Source organism: Methylosoma difficile, assembly GCF_054657615.1.
On the sequence record NZ_BAAHYJ010000007.1, the window covers coordinates 93616 to 116324 of the forward strand.

Annotated in this window: 21 protein-coding genes; 7 read left to right on the plus strand and 14 right to left on the minus strand. The window is 46.2% G+C overall.

Features of this window, described 5'->3' with window-relative positions; all coding sequences use genetic code 11:
* Positions 1 to 70 precede the first annotated feature (70 nt).
* Positions 71 to 403: a type II toxin-antitoxin system HicB family antitoxin gene (locus ACYQ1O_RS16485; RefSeq protein ID WP_459993322.1), complete on the plus strand. Its 333-nt coding sequence runs from the start codon at positions 71 to 73 to the stop codon at positions 401 to 403.
* 21 nt (positions 404 to 424) lie between these two features.
* Here the strand turns inward: ACYQ1O_RS16485 and ACYQ1O_RS16490 are convergent, their stop codons facing one another.
* The 5 genes from ACYQ1O_RS16490 to ACYQ1O_RS16510 all read right to left on the minus strand — a co-directional run bounded on the left by ACYQ1O_RS16490 (position 425) and on the right by ACYQ1O_RS16510 (position 3764).
* On the minus strand, positions 425 to 1486 hold the full coding sequence (locus tag ACYQ1O_RS16490; RefSeq protein ID WP_459993323.1) for a TraU family protein: 1062 nt from the start codon (positions 1484 to 1486) through the stop codon (positions 425 to 427).
* An 8-nt stretch (positions 1487 to 1494) separates the two neighbouring features.
* Positions 1495 to 1695, minus strand: coding sequence for a hypothetical protein (locus ACYQ1O_RS16495; protein ID WP_459993324.1), 201 nt, complete (start codon positions 1693 to 1695; stop codon positions 1495 to 1497).
* 108 nt (positions 1696 to 1803) lie between these two features.
* Positions 1804 to 2973 carry a TrbC family F-type conjugative pilus assembly protein gene (locus ACYQ1O_RS16500; protein WP_459993325.1) on the minus strand — a complete coding sequence of 390 codons (1170 nt, stop codon included), beginning with the start codon at positions 2971 to 2973 and terminating at the stop codon, positions 1804 to 1806.
* Positions 2954 to 3499 (minus strand): S26 family signal peptidase, encoded by a 546-nt coding sequence (locus ACYQ1O_RS16505; protein ID WP_459993326.1) that lies wholly within the window; start codon positions 3497 to 3499, stop codon positions 2954 to 2956. Before ACYQ1O_RS16505 ends, ACYQ1O_RS16500 begins: the two co-directional genes overlap by 20 nt.
* On the minus strand, positions 3483 to 3764 hold the full coding sequence (locus ACYQ1O_RS16510; protein ID WP_459993328.1) for a hypothetical protein: 282 nt from the start codon (positions 3762 to 3764) through the stop codon (positions 3483 to 3485). The genes ACYQ1O_RS16505 and ACYQ1O_RS16510 overlap by 17 nt, the downstream gene beginning before the upstream one ends.
* Positions 3765 to 3992: 228 nt before the next feature.
* On the opposite strand from ACYQ1O_RS16510, the gene ACYQ1O_RS16515 reads away from it, so the two are divergent.
* From ACYQ1O_RS16515 to ACYQ1O_RS16525, 3 genes are read left to right on the plus strand one after another with little or no spacing between them, the layout of a single operon-like run.
* A complete protein-coding gene (locus tag ACYQ1O_RS16515) occupies positions 3993 to 4346 on the plus strand; it encodes a DUF2281 domain-containing protein (RefSeq protein WP_459993329.1) in 354 nt (117 codons plus the stop codon).
* 1 nt (position 4347) lies between these two features.
* On the plus strand, positions 4348 to 4758 hold the full coding sequence (locus tag ACYQ1O_RS16520; protein WP_459993331.1) for a PIN domain-containing protein: 411 nt from the start codon (positions 4348 to 4350) through the stop codon (positions 4756 to 4758).
* Positions 4755 to 5069 (plus strand): helix-turn-helix domain-containing protein, encoded by a 315-nt coding sequence (locus ACYQ1O_RS16525; RefSeq protein ID WP_459993332.1) that lies wholly within the window; start codon positions 4755 to 4757, stop codon positions 5067 to 5069. Before ACYQ1O_RS16520 ends, ACYQ1O_RS16525 begins: the two co-directional genes overlap by 4 nt.
* 38 nt (positions 5070 to 5107) lie before the next feature.
* Here ACYQ1O_RS16525 and ACYQ1O_RS16530 read toward each other — a convergent pair whose 3' ends face one another.
* The 9 genes from ACYQ1O_RS16530 to ACYQ1O_RS16570 all read right to left on the minus strand — a co-directional run bounded on the left by ACYQ1O_RS16530 (position 5108) and on the right by ACYQ1O_RS16570 (position 16803).
* A complete protein-coding gene (locus ACYQ1O_RS16530; protein ID WP_459993333.1) occupies positions 5108 to 5707 on the minus strand; it encodes an IncC plasmid conjugative DNA transfer DtrJ family protein in 600 nt (199 codons plus the stop codon).
* Between the two features lie 14 nt (positions 5708 to 5721).
* On the minus strand, positions 5722 to 6276 hold the full coding sequence (locus ACYQ1O_RS16535; protein WP_459993334.1) for a hypothetical protein: 555 nt from the start codon (positions 6274 to 6276) through the stop codon (positions 5722 to 5724).
* Positions 6277 to 6308: 32 nt separating this feature from the next.
* A complete protein-coding gene (traD, locus tag ACYQ1O_RS16540; protein WP_459993336.1) occupies positions 6309 to 8150 on the minus strand; it encodes a conjugative transfer system coupling protein TraD in 1842 nt (613 codons plus the stop codon).
* Complete coding sequence (gene mobH / locus ACYQ1O_RS16545; protein ID WP_459993337.1) at positions 8140 to 10065, minus strand: MobH family relaxase; 1926 nt, start codon at positions 10063 to 10065, stop codon at positions 8140 to 8142. The genes traD and mobH overlap by 11 nt, the downstream gene beginning before the upstream one ends.
* Positions 10058 to 11407 carry an ATP-binding protein gene (locus ACYQ1O_RS16550; RefSeq protein WP_459993338.1) on the minus strand — a complete coding sequence of 450 codons (1350 nt, stop codon included), beginning with the start codon at positions 11405 to 11407 and terminating at the stop codon, positions 10058 to 10060. Before ACYQ1O_RS16550 ends, mobH begins: the two co-directional genes overlap by 8 nt.
* Positions 11404 to 12435 carry a conjugal transfer protein TraF gene (traF, locus tag ACYQ1O_RS16555; RefSeq protein WP_459993340.1) on the minus strand — a complete coding sequence of 344 codons (1032 nt, stop codon included), beginning with the start codon at positions 12433 to 12435 and terminating at the stop codon, positions 11404 to 11406. Before traF ends, ACYQ1O_RS16550 begins: the two co-directional genes overlap by 4 nt.
* Positions 12432 to 13127: a hypothetical protein gene (locus tag ACYQ1O_RS16560; RefSeq protein WP_459993342.1), complete on the minus strand. Its 696-nt coding sequence runs from the start codon at positions 13125 to 13127 to the stop codon at positions 12432 to 12434. The genes traF and ACYQ1O_RS16560 overlap by 4 nt, the downstream gene beginning before the upstream one ends.
* Positions 13128 to 13149: 22 nt before the next feature.
* Positions 13150 to 15564 (minus strand): type IV secretion system protein TraC, encoded by a 2415-nt coding sequence (gene traC / locus ACYQ1O_RS16565; RefSeq protein ID WP_459993343.1) that lies wholly within the window; start codon positions 15562 to 15564, stop codon positions 13150 to 13152.
* Between the two features lie 129 nt (positions 15565 to 15693).
* Positions 15694 to 16803, minus strand: coding sequence for a replication initiation protein (locus ACYQ1O_RS16570; protein WP_459993344.1), 1110 nt, complete (start codon positions 16801 to 16803; stop codon positions 15694 to 15696).
* 696 nt (positions 16804 to 17499) lie between these two features.
* Between ACYQ1O_RS16570 and ACYQ1O_RS16575 the strand changes: the two genes are divergently transcribed.
* From ACYQ1O_RS16575 to ACYQ1O_RS16585, 3 genes are read left to right on the plus strand one after another with little or no spacing between them, the layout of a single operon-like run.
* Entirely contained in the window at positions 17500 to 18843 is a 1344-nt protein-coding gene (locus ACYQ1O_RS16575; RefSeq protein WP_459993345.1) for a conjugal transfer protein TraH, read from the plus strand.
* 12 nt (positions 18844 to 18855) lie between these two features.
* Positions 18856 to 21801 (plus strand): conjugal transfer protein TraG N-terminal domain-containing protein, encoded by a 2946-nt coding sequence (locus tag ACYQ1O_RS16580; RefSeq protein WP_459993346.1) that lies wholly within the window; start codon positions 18856 to 18858, stop codon positions 21799 to 21801.
* Positions 21802 to 21811: 10 nt separating this feature from the next.
* Positions 21812 to 22657, plus strand: a complete 846-nt coding sequence (locus ACYQ1O_RS16585) for an Rpn family recombination-promoting nuclease/putative transposase (protein ID WP_459993348.1) — start codon at positions 21812 to 21814, stop codon at positions 22655 to 22657.
* Positions 22658 to 22709 lie beyond the last annotated feature (52 nt).

Genomic DNA, 22709 nt, shown 5'->3' on the forward strand with positions numbered 1-22709 from the left:
TCTCCAATAGCGTACTAAACGGCTTTATCGAAGAAATCCGCCTGTGGCTTGAGGCACAAGGAATCAGACCATGAATACCATGACTTATCAGGGTTACACGGCACGCATCGAATTTGATGAACGTGACGGCATCTTTTGGGGCAAAGTGCTGGGCATTAAGGATAGCATCACCTTCGAAGGCGAAACGGTGGCACAATTGAGGCAGGACTTCCACAATGCCATCGATTTTTATTTGGCCGATTGTGCGGCCATTTGCAAAGACCCGAAAAAACCAGCTAGTGGCAAGCTGATGTTGCGGGTTCCGCCCGAACTTCACGCGGCGGCCTTGGTCAAGGCACAAGCCGTCGGTAAAAGCCTTAACCAATGGGCTATTGACGCGTTGAGCCGCGAAGTCGGCGTTTAGATTAACAAACATAACTTCCCCCTAATCGCCACCTGAAAGACAACAGTCCGTATATCTCCATACCAGATACACATAATCCTCCCCTACCCCAGGTATGGTGCGGTGTTCACCCCAGCGGAAGGTCGATTCTCCAATCGAATGGCAACACCGCCCTTCCGATTCCGCCACCGGAAACATCGTGCTGAGTTTGTATTGCTGTTTAGGCAACATCGGATAAATAGTGCCGCCGCATAAGGCATCATCACCGTAGGTTTTATGAGCCAAGGCTTTGCGGTGTAGGCTGGACAGTATTCTAGCGGTCAACAGACTGGTGTCCCTGGGTGCAGAACCATCGGAAGCGATATTGCCTGAAAACGGATAGAGGTTGCCCCAGCACCCGGCGCACCACCACAGCGATGTCATTGGTTTGTCCACCGTCGTCTTGGCACAATCTATCGTGCAGGCCGCCAAGGCCAGCGGGTTAGCGAAGATCACCGCTTCGGGGTTAAGGAAAAACGCCAGCTCGTCGACGTTCCATGTCGGATCGAGTTCGGATAGGTACATCATGTCCAAATTACGAAGCCCACCGGCGTTGCAGTTGGTCTGTACGAACAAATCAAGGATGGCGTACAACGGGAATGCCCAGTAATGGTAGTTATAGAAAGTTTTATCGGAACCGTCATTTTCAGTTTCCTTAACACCGCCCCAGAGCCTGACACTGTTGTTGAACGATATGCCGCCCATAACGGGTGAGCAATAAGGTTTCCTGACCACCTCCACCAAACGTGCCGGTAGCCACATACCCGCAGTTATCCCAAATGAGGGAATGCCGTCCTTACCCTGGCAAGAGCAAAGTGCCTGGTCAGATGCCCCATCGGGCACGAAGTTGTCACCTTCAAACGCCGTGAATCCCAACAGACGGATTGGGAACATACATGACCAACAAATGTCGGTCAGCATCCCCTTGCCCCAAAAATCCGCATCGGGACAGAGCAATTTGTTGCTGTCCGTTGTGGAGGAAGCCGTGGTGTCCGCATGGAGAACGTTGGACGACAACAGAAAGATGGCTGTTATTGCCATCAATAATGTTATGCGGTTAAACATGTTGAAGCCTATATAGGATGTTTAAAAGTGGATGTTTCATCCGTTGGATGCTGCAAAATGACGAGATTTTCCTGAAGGATGTTGACTAACAGTTCCGCGTCATTCAACGCATCAACCGGATCACGCACGAGTGCAGAACGTAGGGCATTTTTAATCCAGAACGATGCACAAGGATCATCCAGAATGCCTGCACAACTGAGCCCACTCATTTTTGATACACCAGGTTATTCTGATTATTTGGATGCTTATGTGTGACGTCATATTTAACAAGGCAAAAAAACCAAATAACCGCAAAAATAAAAATCCACGCCTCAACTTTAAAACTTTTCATTACCAATTTCTCTAACGGATAACTTGTCTCCACTGCCCTCAATGACCGTAGGCAAGGCTTGGATTTGAAATCGCTTCAGCAACGCTTTGTTGAGTTGGTAGATGGGGGCACCCATTTCACCCGCCAACAAGTTGTACTGTTCCCAGCCTGATTGGTGGTCGAGTTTAGAAAACAAGTACACAACCGGTTTCATTTTTTTTGCCGCGAGGACACCGAGTTTTTTAGCGACACCAACTTGTTCCGGTTGGGTGGCATCAAAAATGATGTAAACGTACCGCATCGGCAACAACGTTTGTGGGTTCATGCGCTGCCCCTTTGCGGCGATCAGCTTGCCATTCGGATGGTAAATGTCCTGGGTGACCGTCAATGACGGGTCGAGCAAGCGTTCCCGGTCGGCTTTCGCCCTGGGCAAATCCAAACCTTCCCCTTGGCCTTTCCAGAAATTGGCCATCGCATCACGTTTTTGTTTTTCCCAATCAGTCGTTGCGATCCGGCGTTTGATTTCGCCGATCATATCCGGCTCGGTGATCGTGTATATGGGGCCTTTTTGTCCCGCCTCACCTTCATCCTGCCTGTCCAGCCAATTAAAGCCGGGCAAGCCACGGACACGGCGGGTATGGCCTTGTGCATCGGTGGACACCATTGTCGGCACCGTTGATACCGCCATATTGTTGAACAACAACGGGTCTATGATTGCCCCTGGGATGGGCTTGATGCCTTTGATGACCTCCGCAAGGCGTTGCTCCAACTGCCCCGTATTCTCGCCTTCGGCAACTCCCCTGAACACCAGGGCCGCTTTGGTTTCAGATGCTTCCTTGGCAGCGGCCTTCAATTCTTCCAAAGGCATCCCGAAAGATACAAAAATCCAGTGGCCTGAAGATATGGGCTTAACACTGGCATCTGCTCCACGAGGGGACGCACTTGTTAGCCCTTGGCGAAGCTGTTGTTCAAAGACAGAGTCTAGGTGAAGTGGTTTGGGTTTCAACCAATCCGGGAGATCGTGTTGGGAAGTGATAATGCGTTGCTGCTGTCCCGCCAGGCCTTTTAAAAAAAGGTCGTCTTCAGTGTCAAATGCAAAACCCAAAGAAGACGACAGAGCCACAGGTAGGAGAACCAGACAACGTGAAAGCAGTTTTTTAGAAAAGTGGATAGGCACGTCCAATTACCTCCTTTTGGTCGACCAGGCCGAGCAACCCGTAACGGCTATCCAGGCTGTATTCGTGATCACCGGCAACGAAGTATTTGCCCGGCGGGATGATGTTGTCGCCTTCCCGCAATTGGTCGTTTGGAAATAGCCTGCGGCCAGTGATGCCATACTCTTTGCCGTGCAGGGTAACATCACCCACCGTAACATCACGCCCATGCTTGACTACTTTGTCGCCTGTTGCGGCGACAAGGCGTTTAGTGAAAACCGTCCCATCAGGGAAAGGCTTGCCATTATGCCAATGAAAGGCGATGAAACCGCCCGTTTCTACCGCATCATTCAGGCAAATAAGGTAAAAGCTGTAAGGAAGGCTAGGGGTACGGTTGACGGCAATCCGGTAGTTGGCCTGAATAACCGAGGCCAGTGCCAACAATAGCAGCCAAGCCATCCCATGTAGGCGCACATGTCCAAGCAACTTTGGCGTGAATGCCCGTGTAAGTCGCAGGCCTGTGATGACAAACTCACTCGACCGTGACATAAGCTTCCTCCGGTGCGTCAACAACGGCCCCCGAATCAATGACGATGATGCCCTGAGCTACCAGCTTGGCAGTGGCGGCCTTGATACGCGAAGTTAAGGCTTTGGCATCAGCTTCAGTTTGCCCGTTTATGGTCGATTGTTTGATTAGCGATTGGATATCAATCACCGCCAGTTGTGCCGGGACAGCAGTTTGGCCGGCCGCCAAATACCCCCCGGCCGTGCCACCCAAAATACCCAGGGCTGCCCACAAAATTGATTTTCCCATTGTTCCCCACACAGCTAAAATTAAGGCCAAAACAACACTTAGCCTGATGAATTTACTGGGGAAATAATAACGAAAAGATAAGCTTTATGTCTTACCGAAAAGTATCAAAAAAGTGGTATAGTTCGGGCGACATAATTTTAGAATGACTGCGGAGAGGGTGTTCAACCCAAAGCACGTTTGCTAAATTTCCCTTTTGGAAACCCATTCCATAATTTCAGGAAAAAACGAATGACCATAGCTGAAACAATTTACCAACACAGCCTTAAACTTCCCGAAGACGTGGCTCGTGAAGCACTGGATTTCATCAACTTTCTGGAACAACGTTATGTTCCGGCATCCATTACCACAAAACAGCAGTGTGATACCGAAGACTTTTTAGCCACCTTAGCTAGTGGCTTTGGCGATACCGCCAACGATCAAGGTTTAGCGACCGCGCTAAGTTTATCCGCTGCTCTTAAGCCAGAAAACCTAAGCGAAACCGAACGGCAAGCTGCGCTGGATTATTTAAGTTCGGTGCATATTGAGTGGAACGGCAAACCCATTGCAGACCGCAATGTGCTTTATGATGATAGTCGGAATTGATATGACAGTATTTCTGGATAGTAATATTGTGCTTTATACGCTGGGTGACGATAGCAGTAAGCGCTCAATAGCGTGCGCGTTACTGGCGGAAAAACCGACCATATCCACCCAAGTCGTTAACGAATGCTCTCATGTATTGCGGCGCAAACTCCACCATTCACCCGCCGAAACGGGAAAAATATTAATGGCCATTTTGACATCCGTAAAATTGATCGAGGTTAGTATTCAGGAAACGTATATCGCATGGGTAATTGCCGCACGCTACAAGTATAGCCATTTTGACAGCTTGATTATCGCAACCGCCCTGAAAGCAGGCTGTATCACGCTGTACAGCGAAGATATGCAGCACGGTCAAGTAATTGACGGACGTTTGACTATCACCAATCCGTTTGCATCGGTTAACAGTTTATGACTGCTTCCAACAACAATTTTATTGGCTCTGACTTCGATGATTTTCTTGAAGAAGAGGGGATTTTGGAAGAAGTTGAGGCGGCTGCTATAAAAAAAGTGATTGCCTGTATGATTGCGCAGACAATGGTCGAAGCAAATATCACCAAAACCAAAATGGCCAAACGCATGGACATTAGCCGAACCCAATTGGACAGGCTACTTAACTCTAACGGCCATTCCGTGACCTTGAGTACACTTACGAAAGCCGCCTCCGCTGTCGGTAAAAGAATTTCAATTAGCCTTGAAGACAGTGACACACAGCTGGCAATCTAAGTAAAATTTTATCCTGTAGTGATGCAGTAACTGTCTACTCAGTAATTAGGATAATGCGTAATACCGATTGAAATGAACATGCTTGCCAGTGTCGACAACGCCGGCACAATCATCAGCGGTAAGGGTAAGGGACATAACAGCCACAATACAAAAAGAAAAGACATGGCGATGAGCGCATGTATCGCCGTGTTGTAAATAGGTGGCATGGACGGGCTGAACGTCTCCGCCTTGAGCTTACGTTCGTAAATACCAGCAATAATGGCGGCCAACATCGGCAGCACTAACCAGTAAAGCCATTTCGACATAATCACCAAACGTAATGCCATGCTATACACTTCAAGCTTAACGGATTCCACCCATTGACCAGGAATATCGGCTAGTGTCTCGCCAATTCCATCACCGCTATAACGGAATTCGTCAGAGTCGTCGTACCTGCCTTCAAATTCATTGACGAATTCGGCAACCGCCTTTAGGTTCCGTTTATATACCCCGACCAAGGAATGGTTGATCTCTTCCTTGCCACCCAAAATTTGCACTGCCGCCTTATAGTCATCCCGGATAAAACCGGAGATAAGCTTAGGACTCATGATATAGGGCAAAAACAAGGGTGTAAAAAACACCACCACCAACCAAATCATAATGTGCCTGGCCATCAATCTATCAACCCCGCCAATTCTAATTCATTCAGCGTAAATATCCTTGACGCACAAATCACTTTGCTTTGTCCGCCGCTATGTCCGGGTAACGTGTCCTTTGTCCACGTCAATGAACTCACGGTATTTTCCCTGATGAGTTCCGAAAGGAATTCTTTATTCACTTCATGAGGTATCCAGGTCGATTTTGCCCGTATCATTAATGAATATTCCATTGAAACTGCCAATTCTTCGGTGACGGTTTTGATAAAGGCTTTTTGTATATCAACAATATCCGCATTTTCTTCATAAAGTGATTCCGTCACATCAAATGCGTTTTCGAGGCAGGCGACCAGCAAGCTTCCATTTCTATCGAGCGGATCAGGCCAATAAACCGTCAGAAACTCCACCAAATTGTAAGATGCCGTCCTTAAATTCGGCCAACTGCTAAACAGCTTTTGTGAAGCCCTGAATTTTTTTATTTTCTTACACACTTCACGTAACTGGTCAGACGCCTTTGGCGGAACCGGTGGATGTTGAATTTGACGCACAATCGCATTATCTTCTGCTTGCATAAATTTATGGGGTGATGATCAGTAGTCGGTTTTTAATGCCACGGCCACCAACGATAGCCGCGATATTCTATAATGATGGGAAGTCGGCCTTTAATGACACGGCCGCCGGCGATGGCCGCGATATAGTGAAAATTAGGCAAATGGCCTAACAAGTGTTGCGGGAAGAGGTCATATTCACCATAAGTCAAAGATTGCCCCGTATTGCCTGAAAAGTGCGCCAAATTATCACCGGAGTTCATTGATGCCCCGATGGATTGTTGTACAGTCTTGATATACGTCTTGCCAAAGGTTTCGACGACGAACTTCTGGGTGTCCCCGTCTTTAATTCGTAGCGTGATCAAGTTGTTGCAGTTACCAATAATTTGCCTGGCCTTGGCTTCATCCCCCGTCCGTGCAATCAAGTCTGGCAGTGTCTGGGTCGCCATCACCACCTGAAAGCCAGCACCACGGCCTTTATTCAGGATTTGGATAAACGGCACGTTCACGACCTCGGCGGCTTCATCCACAAACATCGATATCCGCCCAGGCTTAATGCCGCTGTTATAAATCGCCCCGGCGACCGAAGCAAAATCAGCCAAGACAATCGATCCAATCGCTGATGACACAATGGCATCTGACAAGGAGTCCAGGCCAATATAAATGACATGTTTGCCAGATATAATCGTCGATGTGTCAAAAATTGGGCGCATATCGCTCACATTGGTTTCATCGGGCGACAATAATCCACCCAGTTCCCCTGAAGTGAGCATGTTAAGGACAGGAATGAGCGAAGCAATCATCTTGGAAAAGTGCATCCGGTTGTGTTCAACCAGGCTCAACAAACCATCAATACCTTCCGAGCCTTTATCTGTATTGCTCAGAACTTTTCGGTAATACTCTACGACAGCCAAGTCCTTTGCCTGTGTGATCGTTTCCATTTTTTTTATTTTCCCTTCTTGAGCCCGTTTAAAAAAATCCTCGGCACTGTGGCGCCATTCCGGGTCAACCCGCTCGGCATGGCATTCCATTGCCCTGATCAATAATGATTCCGCTCCCCCTTCTATAAAAAAGCGCAATTCTTTGATTGAAGGCCGCCGACCCACCTCAACCAGCCCTTGTGCCACGAGATTTAACGCCCGGAACGCAAACGCAGTGAAGCTATCATTGCCACCCGACTGTGACGGCAACAACGCCGCAATCCGCGAGGCAATTTCTGTGGTGCGGGTGAAGTTACGCATGGGATCAAAACGGATAGACGACTTAGGAAACGCCGGATGGAAAAATAGAAAGGCGTCCTTTCTCCCTGCCCTTTCGCATTCCATTTCCATCCGTTCCCGCAAATCTTTATCACCTTTAGGATCGAGCATGATGACGGTATCACCACGGTGTATGGCTTGTGTGACCATCACTTCATAAGCACGGGTTTTGCCAGAACCCGTCGTACCAAACATAATCGTATGGCCCTCCAATGATTGCAGCGGGATTTGGATTTCTTCCTCTTTGTTGTCGTTAAGCCCATGTATCCAAGGGCTACCGGGATATTCGCTAGTGCCAGTCAAAATTTTCCCCGACATCATGGTGTCGACCGCCCGTTGGGTGTGGGTCGGATTCCAATCAAACCCCCAACCAAACCACATTTGGTTTTTTTGTACCTTCTTCAATAAAGCCTTAACATTAAGAAAGGTCAGCATTTTTCCAAACTTACCTCTCCCTAAAAGGCCGAAGCCTTTTGCTGTGGATAGCAAAGATAACAGCCCAAACCATAAGCTAGGGATCAACATCGATTCCCCACCAGGCAGAACCAAATAGCCGGACAATGATGACGCCGTGGCAATAGCCCAGGATACAGCCACATAGAATTCGTAAGGTTTACGAATATAAGGGTCATAAGCCATGACGGATATCCCCTTTCACCAAAAAACAACGGATGTCCTTACTGCCCTTCTTTTCAATCATCAATACCTCCCCATCGGTCAACACCAACTCCCCAGATGCCCTCAACACAGCGAGGCAATCTTTGATGTCCATGTTGATTTTGCTTAACCCTTGCGCGTTTATTTTGGTGTTGCCCTCCGGGGTCAACTCAACAAATTCCGCCGGCAATTTATTCAATTGCTTTATCACCATTGGACATCGTGATTTTAGCAATCCATCAGAGCTAAGCACGCTTGCATCCTTGGATATCCGATGACTATCCATTTGGTTATCAGCACTTAGCCCAGTATTTGTCGACACGCCTTTAGGATTCGCATCAATATTGCCAAATAAATTATTCACCCACTGCTTGTCTTTCTCTGTCAGGCTTACACCTAAATGATTGCCGAGTTCCATGCTAAAAGTGTCCAATGATTGGACACTTTTGCCAGTTGACAGGTTTGTTGTCGCAGGATCGGAAACCTCGACCAAGACATCGGCATATTGCGCGGCATAATCCGCATCGTATACTGTGTTATCTGATACTTCGCGCACGCCAATCGTATCTATTGATTCAACTTCTTTGGTGGGGGATGTTGTCGCCCATTTTTTAGCCGGTTCCAGTTCGAAGAACCCGCTATCCTCTTCCCTTGCTTCCGACTGGAATTGCCCGATGTTAGTAACTTCCCTACCATCGCCTACATCACCACTAAACAAAAGCGCCAAATCAATGGGTGTAATGCTGTCGTCCAATAACAATATTTCTTTTCGTTTTAACCGGATTGCGGACATGGGTTTCAGTTCGCTACTGGCCTGGGGCAGTCCTATGGTAAAAATGTAACCACCCGCACCCGCTTCATTTTGGTCAATTATTCCAGCCTCGCACATCATTTCCGCCAGGATTTCTGTTGTTTTTGGCATAAACGGGCATTTGGCGTTCCGCAGTTCCTGCCTAATATCCATCCCAGATAAAGGCCATACCAAGTAAACTCCATCCAAACCGTACCATATCCTGCCAGTCTCCGTATTGGCCTGCCAATGCCGGTTCACGACCATATGCCGCATGGCATCAATCAACCACGGCTCCAAGTGCATCCCTGACAAGGGCTTCCCATAGTTTGACGGGTCCTCGGCCAAATCCTTGTCGATTAGTTTCAACCGGATTGTCCTAGTAATAGCGACAATCTGATTAGACCCATCATGAGGATTTTGGATGGCTGACATTAAGGTCGGTAACACCGATTTCTCACCTTTTGCCAGGAGCGCGGCCTGCTCCTGTTGTATCGTCTTTGCGGCAATGGCGGCGGCCATTGCAAAATCTACCGTAGCCAACCAACGAATATGATAGTTTTTAACGTTGTTCCGCACTAACCATTGATACAAGGGTTCCACACCCGGATGCCAAGTCTCCCCGTTATCCGAATAAACACTGATTTTAGACAGCGTCAGCACCGATTCACTGACCAGTCCGGCTAGAAATGCGGCGTGCGTCCAAACCCGCTCGGCTTCCCGCCGCTCTTCCGGGGTCACCCGAGTCAAAACACTCCGCTCGGCGTAGCGTATTGAAAATAATGCGTGCTCCAAGCCGAACCTGAACAATCCCCCTGATCCTTTAAAATAGCTATTGTCCGAAGCGGGCAACAAATGCACCCATTCTGCAAAATGCTGAATAGGCGAAATAATCAGTTCTTCCGCCTTGCTACGATTATGCAACCCTGATAAGCCCCTGGATTGGACAATTTGTTGGATCAGTTCCCGTTGCCGACCCACGATGTTTTCGATGGGTTCGACGGGTATTCCTTTCGAGAATGCGGGGTATCGACCGTCTTCCTGGCCAATATTCTGCATGACAACCTTAGGGCGAAAACCTAACCAACTTAATAACCGACTAGACATTACCAGCTACCGCCTTTTCCCTACGGTCGGCCAACCTCACCATAATAAATGGAGATTTCGGCTCACCTTTATTGCTCATCTGCACGCCCATAACAGTGAATGGCCGGATGTACTTCAAACTGCCGGGATCAATTTTCATTTTCCGTACCAAATTATCCCAATACATCGTATCAACCCCTAAAACGATCTTGGTTCCGACGTTGGCAAAAAAATCTTCGGAAAAATGGGTCGGCGATTGACTCGCGCATATCAAACCAAGTCCGAACTTCCTTCCCTCCTTGGCGATCCGGTTAAGAATGTTGTTGCTGTCCTCGCGAAGAAACAGGTGCGCCTCATCAATAATGAAGACATGACGCAACACTTCCCCTTGCCTAAGGGCACCTTTTTCTTGTGCCAATGCGAACAGCTCCTGTAAACGGAACTCGACAAACAGGCGTTTTTCATCTTCACGCAAAGCGGTGATGTCATACCGCCAAATCGGGTTGTCCTGGTCAAATGGTGGTGCCTGGCTTTTAAAAATGCCACTGGCCTTCAGATTATCGAAGCGGTCGACCACCGATTTCAGTATTTCTTTGGATTCGTATCGGATGAAGTCATCCAGCTCTTTACCAGTTTCAAGGTTTTCGATGTAGTCTTGGTAAAACCTCAATGCGTCCGCACGTTGTTTTACTGACTGCTCCATCAATACCTCATTTGATTGCATACCGGTGGCAACTAACTGTTTTGATAGCTTGAATAATTTTGACGTGGTTTTGTTGAGTTCTTCCAACGCCTTGCCTGACTGGCTATCACTGCCAATAATCAACTGCTTGAGTTTTCCGAAGGCAAAACGGCACGCGTCATCCATTGTCGGATAACGTTTGGCATATTTACGCTGGAAGCCATCGTCCAGCAACCATGATTTAGGGTTGTCTGCAAAGAATCCATTGGCCGCGAACAAATCCGTGATCAAGTGGCGCATGACAGCTTCTTGGCGTGCGCCGATAGGCTGGCAACCACCTATCGTGGCAATAAAATCCTGGACACGCTTCCTGACCCCGCCAAAATGGGGGTCAGGGCTAACCACAAAAGGGTTTAACCCGAACTCCGTTGCTTCGGAGAAGCGGAATGAACTTGACCCACCCAAAGTGATGTCACCGTGTACATCAAACACATGGATGCGGACATTGCCATCAAACCGGCATATTTGACCAATTATGTCGTTCAACGTTGTGGTTTTTCCCATACCCGTTTTACCCACGATCAAGGTATGCGCGTTCACCAAACGACTGTAGTCACATGCCACAATTTGGTTTTGTCCTTGGGTCAGTAAATAATCATCATGTCCTAATAAAACTCTCACCGTAGCTTCCTTAGCTGTTCTTTCAGGTTATCCTTAATTTTACTAACCAGTGCGTCAGGGCTATCAAGGTCGTCATCATTAACCGTTTGCAGCGTGGTTTGGTCTATGGTGATGGGTTTGGCTTTCAAGGTGCCGTTATAATCAGCATCGTCGATCCAGCCACGCTGATAACCCAGTACCACCGCCCTTTTCACAATATCATCCCCGGACAAAAGCCCTTGTCCTATTTGGATCACATCGCCGTTTTTGCCTGGTTTCACGAGGAATAGTGCAGGTGTGGTTTCGACCCCTAACTTCTTGCCCTGACCGCTGTCAGTGGTAAAGTTCGGATAAGAATTATCCGGCAGCGGTAAACCATCCAATGCGATGGCCATCACCTTGAACCCATAGGCGTTGGCTAACCCTTTCAGTACGCCAGCCTCTTTGATGCAAAACGTGCAGGTGCTACTGTAAAAAAACCAAAGGCCCGCTGCCTTTGCAAGCTGCTTGGCGACTTTAGCCATTCCTAATTCCGCCTGTTCATCCAGTGCATTCGCACCAAATGTCGCAATAGGCCGACGGCTATTCTCATCAAGTATGGGGTCAGCCATCACCACTTGTTTAGTGGCATCAGTAAACCGCTCCGCCTTGTCAAGCATCACCCGTTGCAGATACATGTACTTGGACACGTTTTCAGGTGTCGGGTCATCAACGGCTTCATCACGGTATTGGGTCAGGTTCGCCCGAAACCATTCCGAAGACAGTGGTTTGAGGGGAGGCGAATTCTTTTGCTCCATCTGCTCTTGTTTGAGTGGTTTCGGTTCTGGCGGCAATTCAATTTCAGGCACTTCCTCAATAGGATCTTCATACCAAAACCATCCCCGCTCCTTTTGCTGGTAGAAAGCGGATGCCTGCAATTGTGTGGTTACGTTTTCCCTCCCGTCCGAAACACCAAAAAATGGTTGCTCCATTCCTTCACCGGCGTGCGCCAGTACACCAAAATCCAAGAAGAATATGGTTAAGGTTAGGATGGCCGGGAAACGTTTCACGCATCCGCCCCTTCAGTTTCTAATTCTGTATCTTGAAACTCATCAGTTTCTATGATCGCTGCTTCATTATTCTCGGCTTCGTCTGGTTTCGAATTTTGTTTTGGAGATACCCTGTCCCTTAAGCCTAAGCTGATCCTGGTACTGTTGGTATGCACTTGCCGTAACACATTGACGGTTTCGTTCATTGCCTGGTTTTTTTGTCTATCGTCTATCGCCAATGCCATCCATAACGCACTGTATTTACGAGCGACTTCATCTGCCGCCTCAACCAGTTTTAAATAACGGTTTGCAAGCGGGTCAATGACCGATGCGTTTATCGTTGTTTGACCGACACCATTTTTAATTATTACGTCAAACTGACCGATTAAACTATCAGCCATTTCATTCTTATGTCTTATTCCTTCCGCCGCCTGATCTAGCAATGCAATGACACCAGTCACAACCTCTTGCTCTATGGCAGTGTTATTCAATGCCCTTGAGTAATATCGAACATAAAACAATGATCTGGATACTCCGTCAAAATGCTTTCGGAACGCCCTATTAATCTCCGTTGACACCAATTTTATCGGCACAACAACGGCATCGCCGCGATACTGGTTTAAAAAGATATTTCTAACCCGCTCCCTTTCCGAGCTTTTCTTAGCCGGGATTTGTTGATTAATGTCTCTGGGATTTTCACTATCTTCAGCCATATTTTTTTACCTCTTAATAAAGTTAAGCCGCGTTTTCTTCGGCCAGAATGGTTTCTATCGCATCAGCCGTGCTCATCCCTAACCGGGTTTTGGCCGCAATTTTCTTGATGTCATTGGGGTGGGTGGAATAAAGCAGTTTGGTATAAGGGTCAACAATCAAGCGACCGACACCCAAACCGTAATCGGTTCTGAAGAAGATTTCTGAATAATGGCCTGTCACGGTGTGGACGGATTTAAGGTATTCAAATCCACCCTCACCGATCATTAGCCTGTTTTCGCGCTTAATCGTTTCGATGGTTTCCGGTTTCTGGTACAACAAATACAGGTTGGCAGAATTCTCGGCAATAGCGACACCGGATGGTGAACTGTACAAATCATTTAATGATTGGGTGATGGTAATGGCTGCGCCATTATATTTACGGAACCGGCGGTAACCGGTTTCGATAAACTTGGCTATGTTGCCTTTAGACAGCAAATCCCAAGCTTCATCGATAAACAACAGCTTGCATTGATCCCTGTTGCCCAAATACATGGATTGTTGAATTTGATAGATTAAAATTAACAGGACAACTTGTTGCAAATGGCTACGCCCTTTCAACTCCTCCAGCTCTAGGCAAGTAAATGGGTTATCAAAACTGACATTGTTGGTACCATTGAAGAAACGCCCATATTCGCCCTTGCTAGTAAAAGCGTAAAGCTGGTCACCCATATCAATGACGCGGCTATCAGTGTCATTACGCAATTTTTCCGCGACTTGGTCGATGATGAGCTCTTTGCCATGTTCATCCCAAAGCTCTTTTAACACCGCACGTAGCCGTGCTTGCTGCAAATCAGTTAGCCTATCATCCATTGAAGCCATCGATATGATGATGCCGACCAACATGTCAGATTCCTCAGCGTAATTGTCGATAATCTGGAACGGGTTCAGGCATATTTCACTACTCTCGCCAAATTCAACAAAATCACCACCAATGGTGTTGCACAATTTTTCATAAGAACGGCCCACGTCAATCACCCAGCATTTTGCGCCAGAGCTGAGATGCGACGTGATAATGTCGTTGGTCAGGAAGGATTTCCCGGAACCGGAGGCGGCAACAATGCAGGTGTTATAATTGGTCTGGGAGTCAAAAATACTCATATTCATGAGCTGGCCGCTTCGGGACACGAACGTCATTTGGGGTGTGCCGGTGCCGGCCCAATCCGCTAAAATCGGCATAAATTCGATACAATGTTTTGAACCCATCCGTTTGTACCGTTGCAAAAACTCAACCGCCAGTGGATCGACACAGAAAGGCAACGCATTCACCAACATAGGCAACACGATGTATTTGTCCTCCTTCATGTTCCAGCCAATTTCGCTCAAATAGGCACGCGCCTCCGTCAGCCTCGCCTCACTACGTTCCATGTTATCTTCAAACAACCCGATGGAAAGCATAGCCCTAACCACCCGGTCTCCGTCGTTAGTAGATTCATATAACAAGTCCGCGCTTTCCTTTTTTAATCCCAACTTCGGGTTAAATTTCATCATCGGGCCGAATGCCTGATAATTAATGGTGGCGCGTTCTTTTTCAGCTTTTTGCTTTTCTTTGGAACTGTCAGGGATGTGGATATTCAGGCTGATGTAGAAATTGCCATGTATCCCTCTAACGCCGTTCATGGGGTCACCAATCAATCGGCGCATATTTTGCAGGCTCATGGTTTTGGGCAAACGGCTAGGTGAAAGTATCCGTAGCCATTTGTCACCCAGCAAAACACTGTTCTTGTTCACCTCAATCCGATCATCGTGCTCACTAATCTGCCCGTTAATCGGTAAGGTTTCATCATAACAAGGCTCGCCCCCACGCCAATCCGCCGAGGGTTTCCAATGTAGCATTTGCCCGATATGACGGAGATAACTTTCGGCATCCATCGGAACCAGGCGCAACCCGGCGGACTTAAGCGTCTGTTCAAATGAAAGTTTAAGTTCATTGCCGCGCTTCATATCATCGCCCAAAGGCAAGCCTTTTTTGTCTTTCAGGGGAATCTTAACGGTGAAGAGAATCTTGAATTCTCGGATATACGCAACGGCATTTGGGTCGATAGGACGCATGGTTGCTTCATCCAGCATTTTGACGCGGTTACGCAATGACTGTTTCAGTTCTGGATTTTTGGTTTTGCGGATATTTTCAATAGCCCTTAACTTAGGCTGGATGTCTTGCGACCCTAATAACAAAACTTGAATAAAGCTGTCTGGCGGGTAATCGAAGGAAAACAGCACATTCATCCGCTGGATGACTGAATCGTCCCCGCTTTGTAGGGGGCTGCTGATATAACCCCATCCTAAATGACCATCTTCCAAGTAGAAAAACCTGGATTCATCATCATAAGACTGGACTGGAATTAGCTGCTGTAACGTGTTGCGTTGTATTTGCTGGCTATATTGTGTTTTTAAATCCATATCCGCAATAAATTCCACATTTGAATAAACATGGAAATATTGTAAAGAAGATTTTAATTTTCTGTCTTATCGAAAAGTATCAAAAAAGTGGCATAATTCGATAGGACAAATCGCTCAGAGTAGCACTAACTAAACTACCATTCCGTAATTCTTCATTTGCTTTTTATACATAAATTCATTGTATTCCTTCTCAGTAGAAAATCCGCTACGTTCCCATACTTCAATCGGATTTTTCTTGAACAAAGACTGCTGCTCTAACTCCACATCCTGTCCCCAATCACCTTTTAGGGCATTATTTAAAAATCCAGCATAAGATTTATCGGCTTTAGCATTGCTATACAAAATATTACGCTTAACGTAATTAAAACCGTGCTTTTTATTAAATACCTCCAAGGCCGCATAGACAGTTTTTTTGTTTCGATGCTGCTCAGGTACAAATAACAATAAATCACTAATAGCTGGGTCGATGGGCGTATTGACGTTATAAGGCGTATTACCAACCTCATCAACTGTCAACAAGTCATCATTAGCTGACAAAGAAATAGGTGGGGTTTTAGTGTAAATACGAAAACGTATGGCTCCAACTCGACGACCATACTTTATCTCATCAAATTCGAACATTAAATCCGCTTTCTCAGCGAGTTCTTTTTTAGCGTATTCCAAAACATGACGTTTAAAATCCCTGTATTCCTCATGCAAATCTTTTCTAATACCCAACATATCACGTAACGGCTCTATTTCTATTTCCCGAACCTTCAACTTCTCATATTGCTTAAGCAAGGTATAAACACGCATAGTGTACTGGCTTTTAAAACTCAACAACATCGTCAACTTACAACTAGTGAAACTAGATTTTAATTGCAATAGATAGGGCTTAAGCAAGGGATCAAACGTCAAATTAACCATACCTGAGCCGTCAATATATTCAGCGGACGACATCCAGCCAATTTGTAACAATCTGCCCTCCCCTTTAATCTGCAACACTCTGGTCAATAATTTTGCTGTTATTTTTTTACACTCAGCATATGCTGAATCTCTAGATATCCCTAAAAATTCAGCAAAATCACTAACACTAACACGATAGGGCTTAAAATCTGCATCATCAGGCTGAATTCTGGAAATCATAGTCAAAACCAACCGTTGCTCCCCTAAAGGTAAGTTATACCGAGCCTCAACTAACTCATTCGCTTGAGTAACGATTAACGAATTTGGTAATGCTTTTATCTTTTTTTTAGCCATAAATTATAAGTAATTGTTTTCTTTAAAAAAGTTGACAACAAATTCCGCACATTTCCCAAAAATAGCCAATGGTTTTATTGTAAGTGATTGATTATAAATACATGTTAAAAACAGATTTATTCTATTTTTCTAAAAAACACACAATATAGTTACAAATCCTGCTTTACAAGAATGCTATCCAGTGTGTTTAACGACAAACTCAATCATACAAAAGTATTATTGGAGGGGTTATCTAACAGGTTTTTTCGATAATACAACAAATTCCGCACCTATCACAACAAATTCCGCACATCCCACAACAAATTCCGCACATCACGCACCAAAACCCGCACACCACACACCAAATACCGCACATTTCACAACAAATTCCGCACATCCCACAACAAATTCCGCACATTTATGGTTACATGCCATTGAATTAAATAGTAAAAATAACTACTAAAACAATAAAAACAGTTAAAACAAAAAAAACAACTACAAACTAGACACATAATCCAAAAAAGTTAGTTAGTTGTTTTTCAAGAAAACTTCTTCAAGAGATTACATGACTAATGTCTAAAACTTAAAAATAGTCTTACTTAATAAGTAGACATATCTTTTGAACTATACCACTTTTTTGATACTTTTCGACGCACCGTAAAATCGCAGTCTTAGCTAAAATAGAGCTTGATATTGATACCTTTTTAAAGCCATCCAATGAAAACTTTATCTCTATTTTTGATCACTTTGACACTGACCACATACGCACACGCAGGACTAGAAGATGAGATGAGTGGCATGTTTGTAGATATGCTTAATGCAACACCAGGAGGTTATTATGATACTCAACGAAGAGGAGTGATCACTGGAGGTAATTTAGCTACACGAAACAAGGTGCTTCACCCTAACCTGGTCTCTTTTGTACCTCCCAGTTTCAAAGGTGGATGTGGCGGGATTGATCTATTTGGCGGGTCATTCTCATACATCAATGGCACTCAAATAACCTCGCTTTTGCGTAGCATCACTCAAGGTGCAGTCGGTTACGCTTTCCAGTTGGCAATTGAAGGCATGTGCCCTACCTGTTCACAAGTGATGACCAAGTTACAAAAGGATATTGCCCAAATCAATTCAATCATGAAAAATTCATGCGATGCCTCCAAATCCATCGTTAACGCCACTGGTTTGGGTGCTTGGCACGACAAGCGGCTAAATGACGCAGCTGACCTTGATACCAGCAAAGGTTTTTTACCAGATTTCCATGAAGCAAAAGAATCAAAAAACCCTAACCAAGTTGCATTAGCCAGTGGCGCTGCCGATGAAATTACGGGAAATGTCGTCCACGATGCCTTAAAAGATGCCGTCGCTTACAGTTGGTTCGTTAATGGTGATGACCAGTTGCAACGGGTGCTCATGAGTTTGACCGGAACCATGATCATTGGAAAAAAGGATGATAACTCAGATGTGAAATATGATTATCGCCAACCCACGATTGAGACCCGCGATTTTATCGAAGGTGGTGATCTTAATATTTACAAATGTGAAAGTGACGAATGCTTATTGAGTGATGCCGATCCCACTGAAACTATCCATGTCACCGGAATGCGGGAAAAAGTACGCACCATGTTGTTCGGTACCTGCAATTGCCTTGGCGGTACTGGCGGTATCATAAGAAAGTTGGGAAACCGCGACGGTGGCGAGGGCTTTGGTGCAAACGAAGACAAGTTTATCAAAGCTTCCTCACCGGGGATTTTAGGCCTGCTACATCGTGTAAGTTCACAACCAGGTTCAGCTGCCCTTATCGGCGAACAAATGGTCGGTGTGTTGGCCACCGGATTGACCAATCAGATTATTGACGAAATGTTTGAGGCTGTCACCCATTCAATCAATTCCACAGGCAAGCCACTAGATTCATCCATGCTTAAAGTGATGGAGTCCAGGCGACAACAAATCGATAATGAGAGGCGGCTAAACGGAGAATCTACAGCCTCCATTGCCAACATATTAAACATGCTTGACGATGTGGAGAGGTCACTACATCAAAAAGACAACCATAAAATTTAGGATAGTAATGCTATGGCTTATTCAATCCTAAGTATTGGTGATGCTGAAATGATGTACAACGCCTTCAATGGCGTTGCTATGGTTTTCGCATCCGACAACATGAACACCTTGATGAAAATTGGTTTTCTGATTGGGCTGTTCCTCGTGGCATTCCAATATTTGTTTGAACTGAAATTTCCTCTTTATTCAATATTGGTCGCCTACATTGTGTCCGCCGCCATGTTTATCCCCAAGGACACGGTAATCATTGAGGATATTTATACCGGACAGGTCTACACCGTTGCAAATGTCCCCCTTGGCATTTCCTTGCCAATGTCAATTGTCTCAACCATCGGTGTCAACACCACCCAAGTGTATGAAACAGTGTTCTCAACGCCGGATGAAGCACATTTACTTGAGTCCGGCTATCTACAGCCATTAAGTACCCTGATAAAACTGCGTAATATAGGCTTGGGCACCGCTTCCTCTGATATCACATTTAATGGCAGCTTGTCTGACTCCCTCAATAGCTATATTGAAGGTTGCGTCATGTACGACATAGCACTACAAATTCCTGAAAGTGAACATGAGGTCACGCGGGAAAGGCTTTTAAAGGCCGAAGATATTTGGGTTGCAATGAAAACCACATTTATTAACAAGGATGTTTTGGTGGACTTGCCTGCTTTTTCTGGCCAAAAATCTTGCAAAGATGCTTATGCGTTGCTTGACCAATACATTAATACGCCTGAGTTTGCCACGTTATGGGAGCAATATATGCGGGGGTTTTTGGATGTTAAAGACCCCTCGGTCACCCCTGACGATTTGGTCACCCAATCGACCCAGGCTCTGGGCATGGTTGCGGTCAACTCTCAGACGTATATGCGTAATGGCTTGATGGCCGCCTATTTACGCGACGGGCCAGCGGCATTTATCGAACGGACGGGTATTGAGCAGCTACGTTTGCAATGGTCTGGAGAACAAAGCATCTTTACGCAAATTTCCCGACCGTTGACCGCCTTCATTGAAATATTCACGGTAGCTATATCCCCTATTGTCGCTTTTTTAACGACATTAGGTCTGATGGGCATCAAGATGATCGCGCGATATTTCCAGATGCTGATTTGGATCGCCTTGTGGGGGCCGATCACTGCTGTTTGCAACTTGTATATTGCGATGGTCACAACGCGGTTAATGACGACAATATCCGACCAGGCAGAAGCGAATGGCACATCATTGATGGCGATGGTCTCACACGACCAACTTTACGGGACGCTAGAAACCTGGTTGGCCACCGGTGGCATGTTGGCATCCAGTGTTCCCGCCCTATCATTGATGCTGGTTTACGGCGGCTCTAATGCCGCCGTAAATCTTGCTGGACGTATGACATCCGGCGCCTCGGCTGCGGTCAAACCGGAACGTCTCATGCCGGAACCCGTTTCAATTGCCGCAACCACCAGTATTGGCTCCCAACGTAGTATGGATTCCAATTCAGGCCAAACAGTCTCCGGGTGGTCAGAAGCCACTTACAGTATGGCCAGCGGTTCACAAAAATCACAGCAAAGCGCGTTTACCAGCTTGCAGTCGGCAAATGCCTCCGCTTCGCAAGCATTCAATAATTTGACCCAACATACTGACACAAAAGGCCATACCGTTACCGATGGGACAACAATTACCGATTCGTTAAGTAAATCGCATTCAGCCTCGGATCGGTGGGCGGCCGCGACCGGAAAGGCCATTGCTGAAAAGGTTGGGCGTACAGATGCCGAAAAAGAAGCGATTGCCGCCAGTGCCAGTACCCAATTGGCACTTGGCGCATCGGCAGGTGTATTTAGTGCCCTTAGATTAGACGGTAAGCTAGATTTAGGCTCTGATTCAGGGATTTCAGCAGAACGAAAAAATGATATTTCATCAGAAATGGATAAGACATGGCGCAGCGAATACGCCAACACTAACGAAACACGGTCTGCACACGACTACGCTCAAGCACATTCCGACCAAAGCATGTTTTCTTCCCAAGATATGAAAGCCAAGTCCGAAAACTATATGGCCCAATTGGCACGCGTTGATCAGGCCCAACAGTCCTATCAAGACTCGGTGACTGACAGCCAGACATCCGGGCAGAATTTGAACCTCAAACACAGCGAACTTGCCCAGCGTTTGGTTCAGACGGGAGCAAATGCCGATCTTGCAAATGTTGAGCGTGAGATTACAATGCACGGGACTGACAAGGCCAAGGCCAATTGGCAGGCGGCTAAGGTTGATGCCGCAAAACAGCTTGATAACGGTGCCGCCAAAATACCCAAAACTTCCAAAGAATATGAGGCTGTGCAACGGTTCTTGGCACTGGATGAAGTCAATCCGCAGCAAGCCTTCCATATCGCCTCTTCGACCTTTAAGCCTACCGGGAATAAACTCGACACTAGCGTGTCCAATGCCGACGATTATAAAAAGGATGCCAAAACTCCCGACGAAATACTCGGACGGCAACAGGCCGACAGTTTTGCTGATCGGGCTAAAGGACAAACAACGACCGGAACAACTTCTGATGTTAAGCCACATTCAGCCCAGCAAAGCGGCGATACTGGAAAGCCGATGGGAGCCAGACCCCGTTCAATGGATATTCCCTCTGGAAGTCATGCGAATGCCAAACAGTCAGTCAATGGTATCCTTAATGGCGGGCATCTTGGCAACCCTGATGAAATGGAGCGCCGTATTAAAGATGGCCCCTTAATCAAGGATGGTCAAGATACCTCCCATTTGATGGGGCGGGCAGTCAAAAATGAAGGGGGCGCACTTTATGATAATACGGTTGTTGCAGGCGGTAGGTCTTTGAGTAACATCGGAAAAGGTGTCGGCGGGGCTGTGTTCGATGCTGAAACTTATCTAAAAAAGGCGATTAGCGGTGATTCCGAAAATAAGCCCGTTAGCAAACCACAGCAACGTGAACCTTTTGATGAGTTGCCAAATATTAAACATTGAAGACTAAACCATGAAATTCGTAGACCCTAAAACCGACATTGCCTTTAAAAAAATATTCGGCGACCAAGCCCATAAAAACATCCTCATTGAATTCCTCAATGAACTATTGGAGCTGGAATATCCGATTGAAGACGTAAAAATCAGCAACAGCTACCAGCCGCCGCATTTATACGGCCTTAAAGAAACCACGCTGGACATTAAAGCCAAAGACACATCGGGGCGGGCATTTATTGTCGAAATGCAAGTGGAAAAAGACCGCACGTTTGCCAAACGTGCCATGTACTACAGCAGCAAGGCCTATAGCCAGCAACTGGACAAAACCGAAAAATACCATCTGTTAAAGCCGGTGATCTTTCTGGGAATCTTGGACTTCAGCATTTTTGATCACCAAAGCCCTTGTTCACGGCATTTAATATTGAATGGCGAAAATCAAAGCCATGACCTGAAAGATTTGGAATTTAACTTTATCGAACTACCGAAATTCACCAAACTTGAACCTGAATTGACGACCCTTGCGGACAAATGGCTTTACTTTCTGAAACATGCTGATGACCTACAGCAAATTCCACATAATGCCGACACGCCCGCTTTACAAGAAGCCTACCAAATCGCCTCCCAACACCATTGGACGCAGGAAGAGCTGGACATATACGAAAGCCAAGGCTTAAAACTCGGCAGGGACCGCAATGTTGTTGAAACCGCAAGAGAAGACGGCATTGCAGAAGGATTGGCTAAAGGGGAGCTACAAGGCAAAATGACAGTTGCCAAAAATCTGTTAGCCATTCTTGATGATGCCGCTATTGCCCAAGTGACTGGCTTGGACACTAACATTATCGCTAATTTACGCCAGTCTTAAGAGCTAACAACGTGAACCTTATGATGAATTGCCTGACATCAAAAAAATAGGA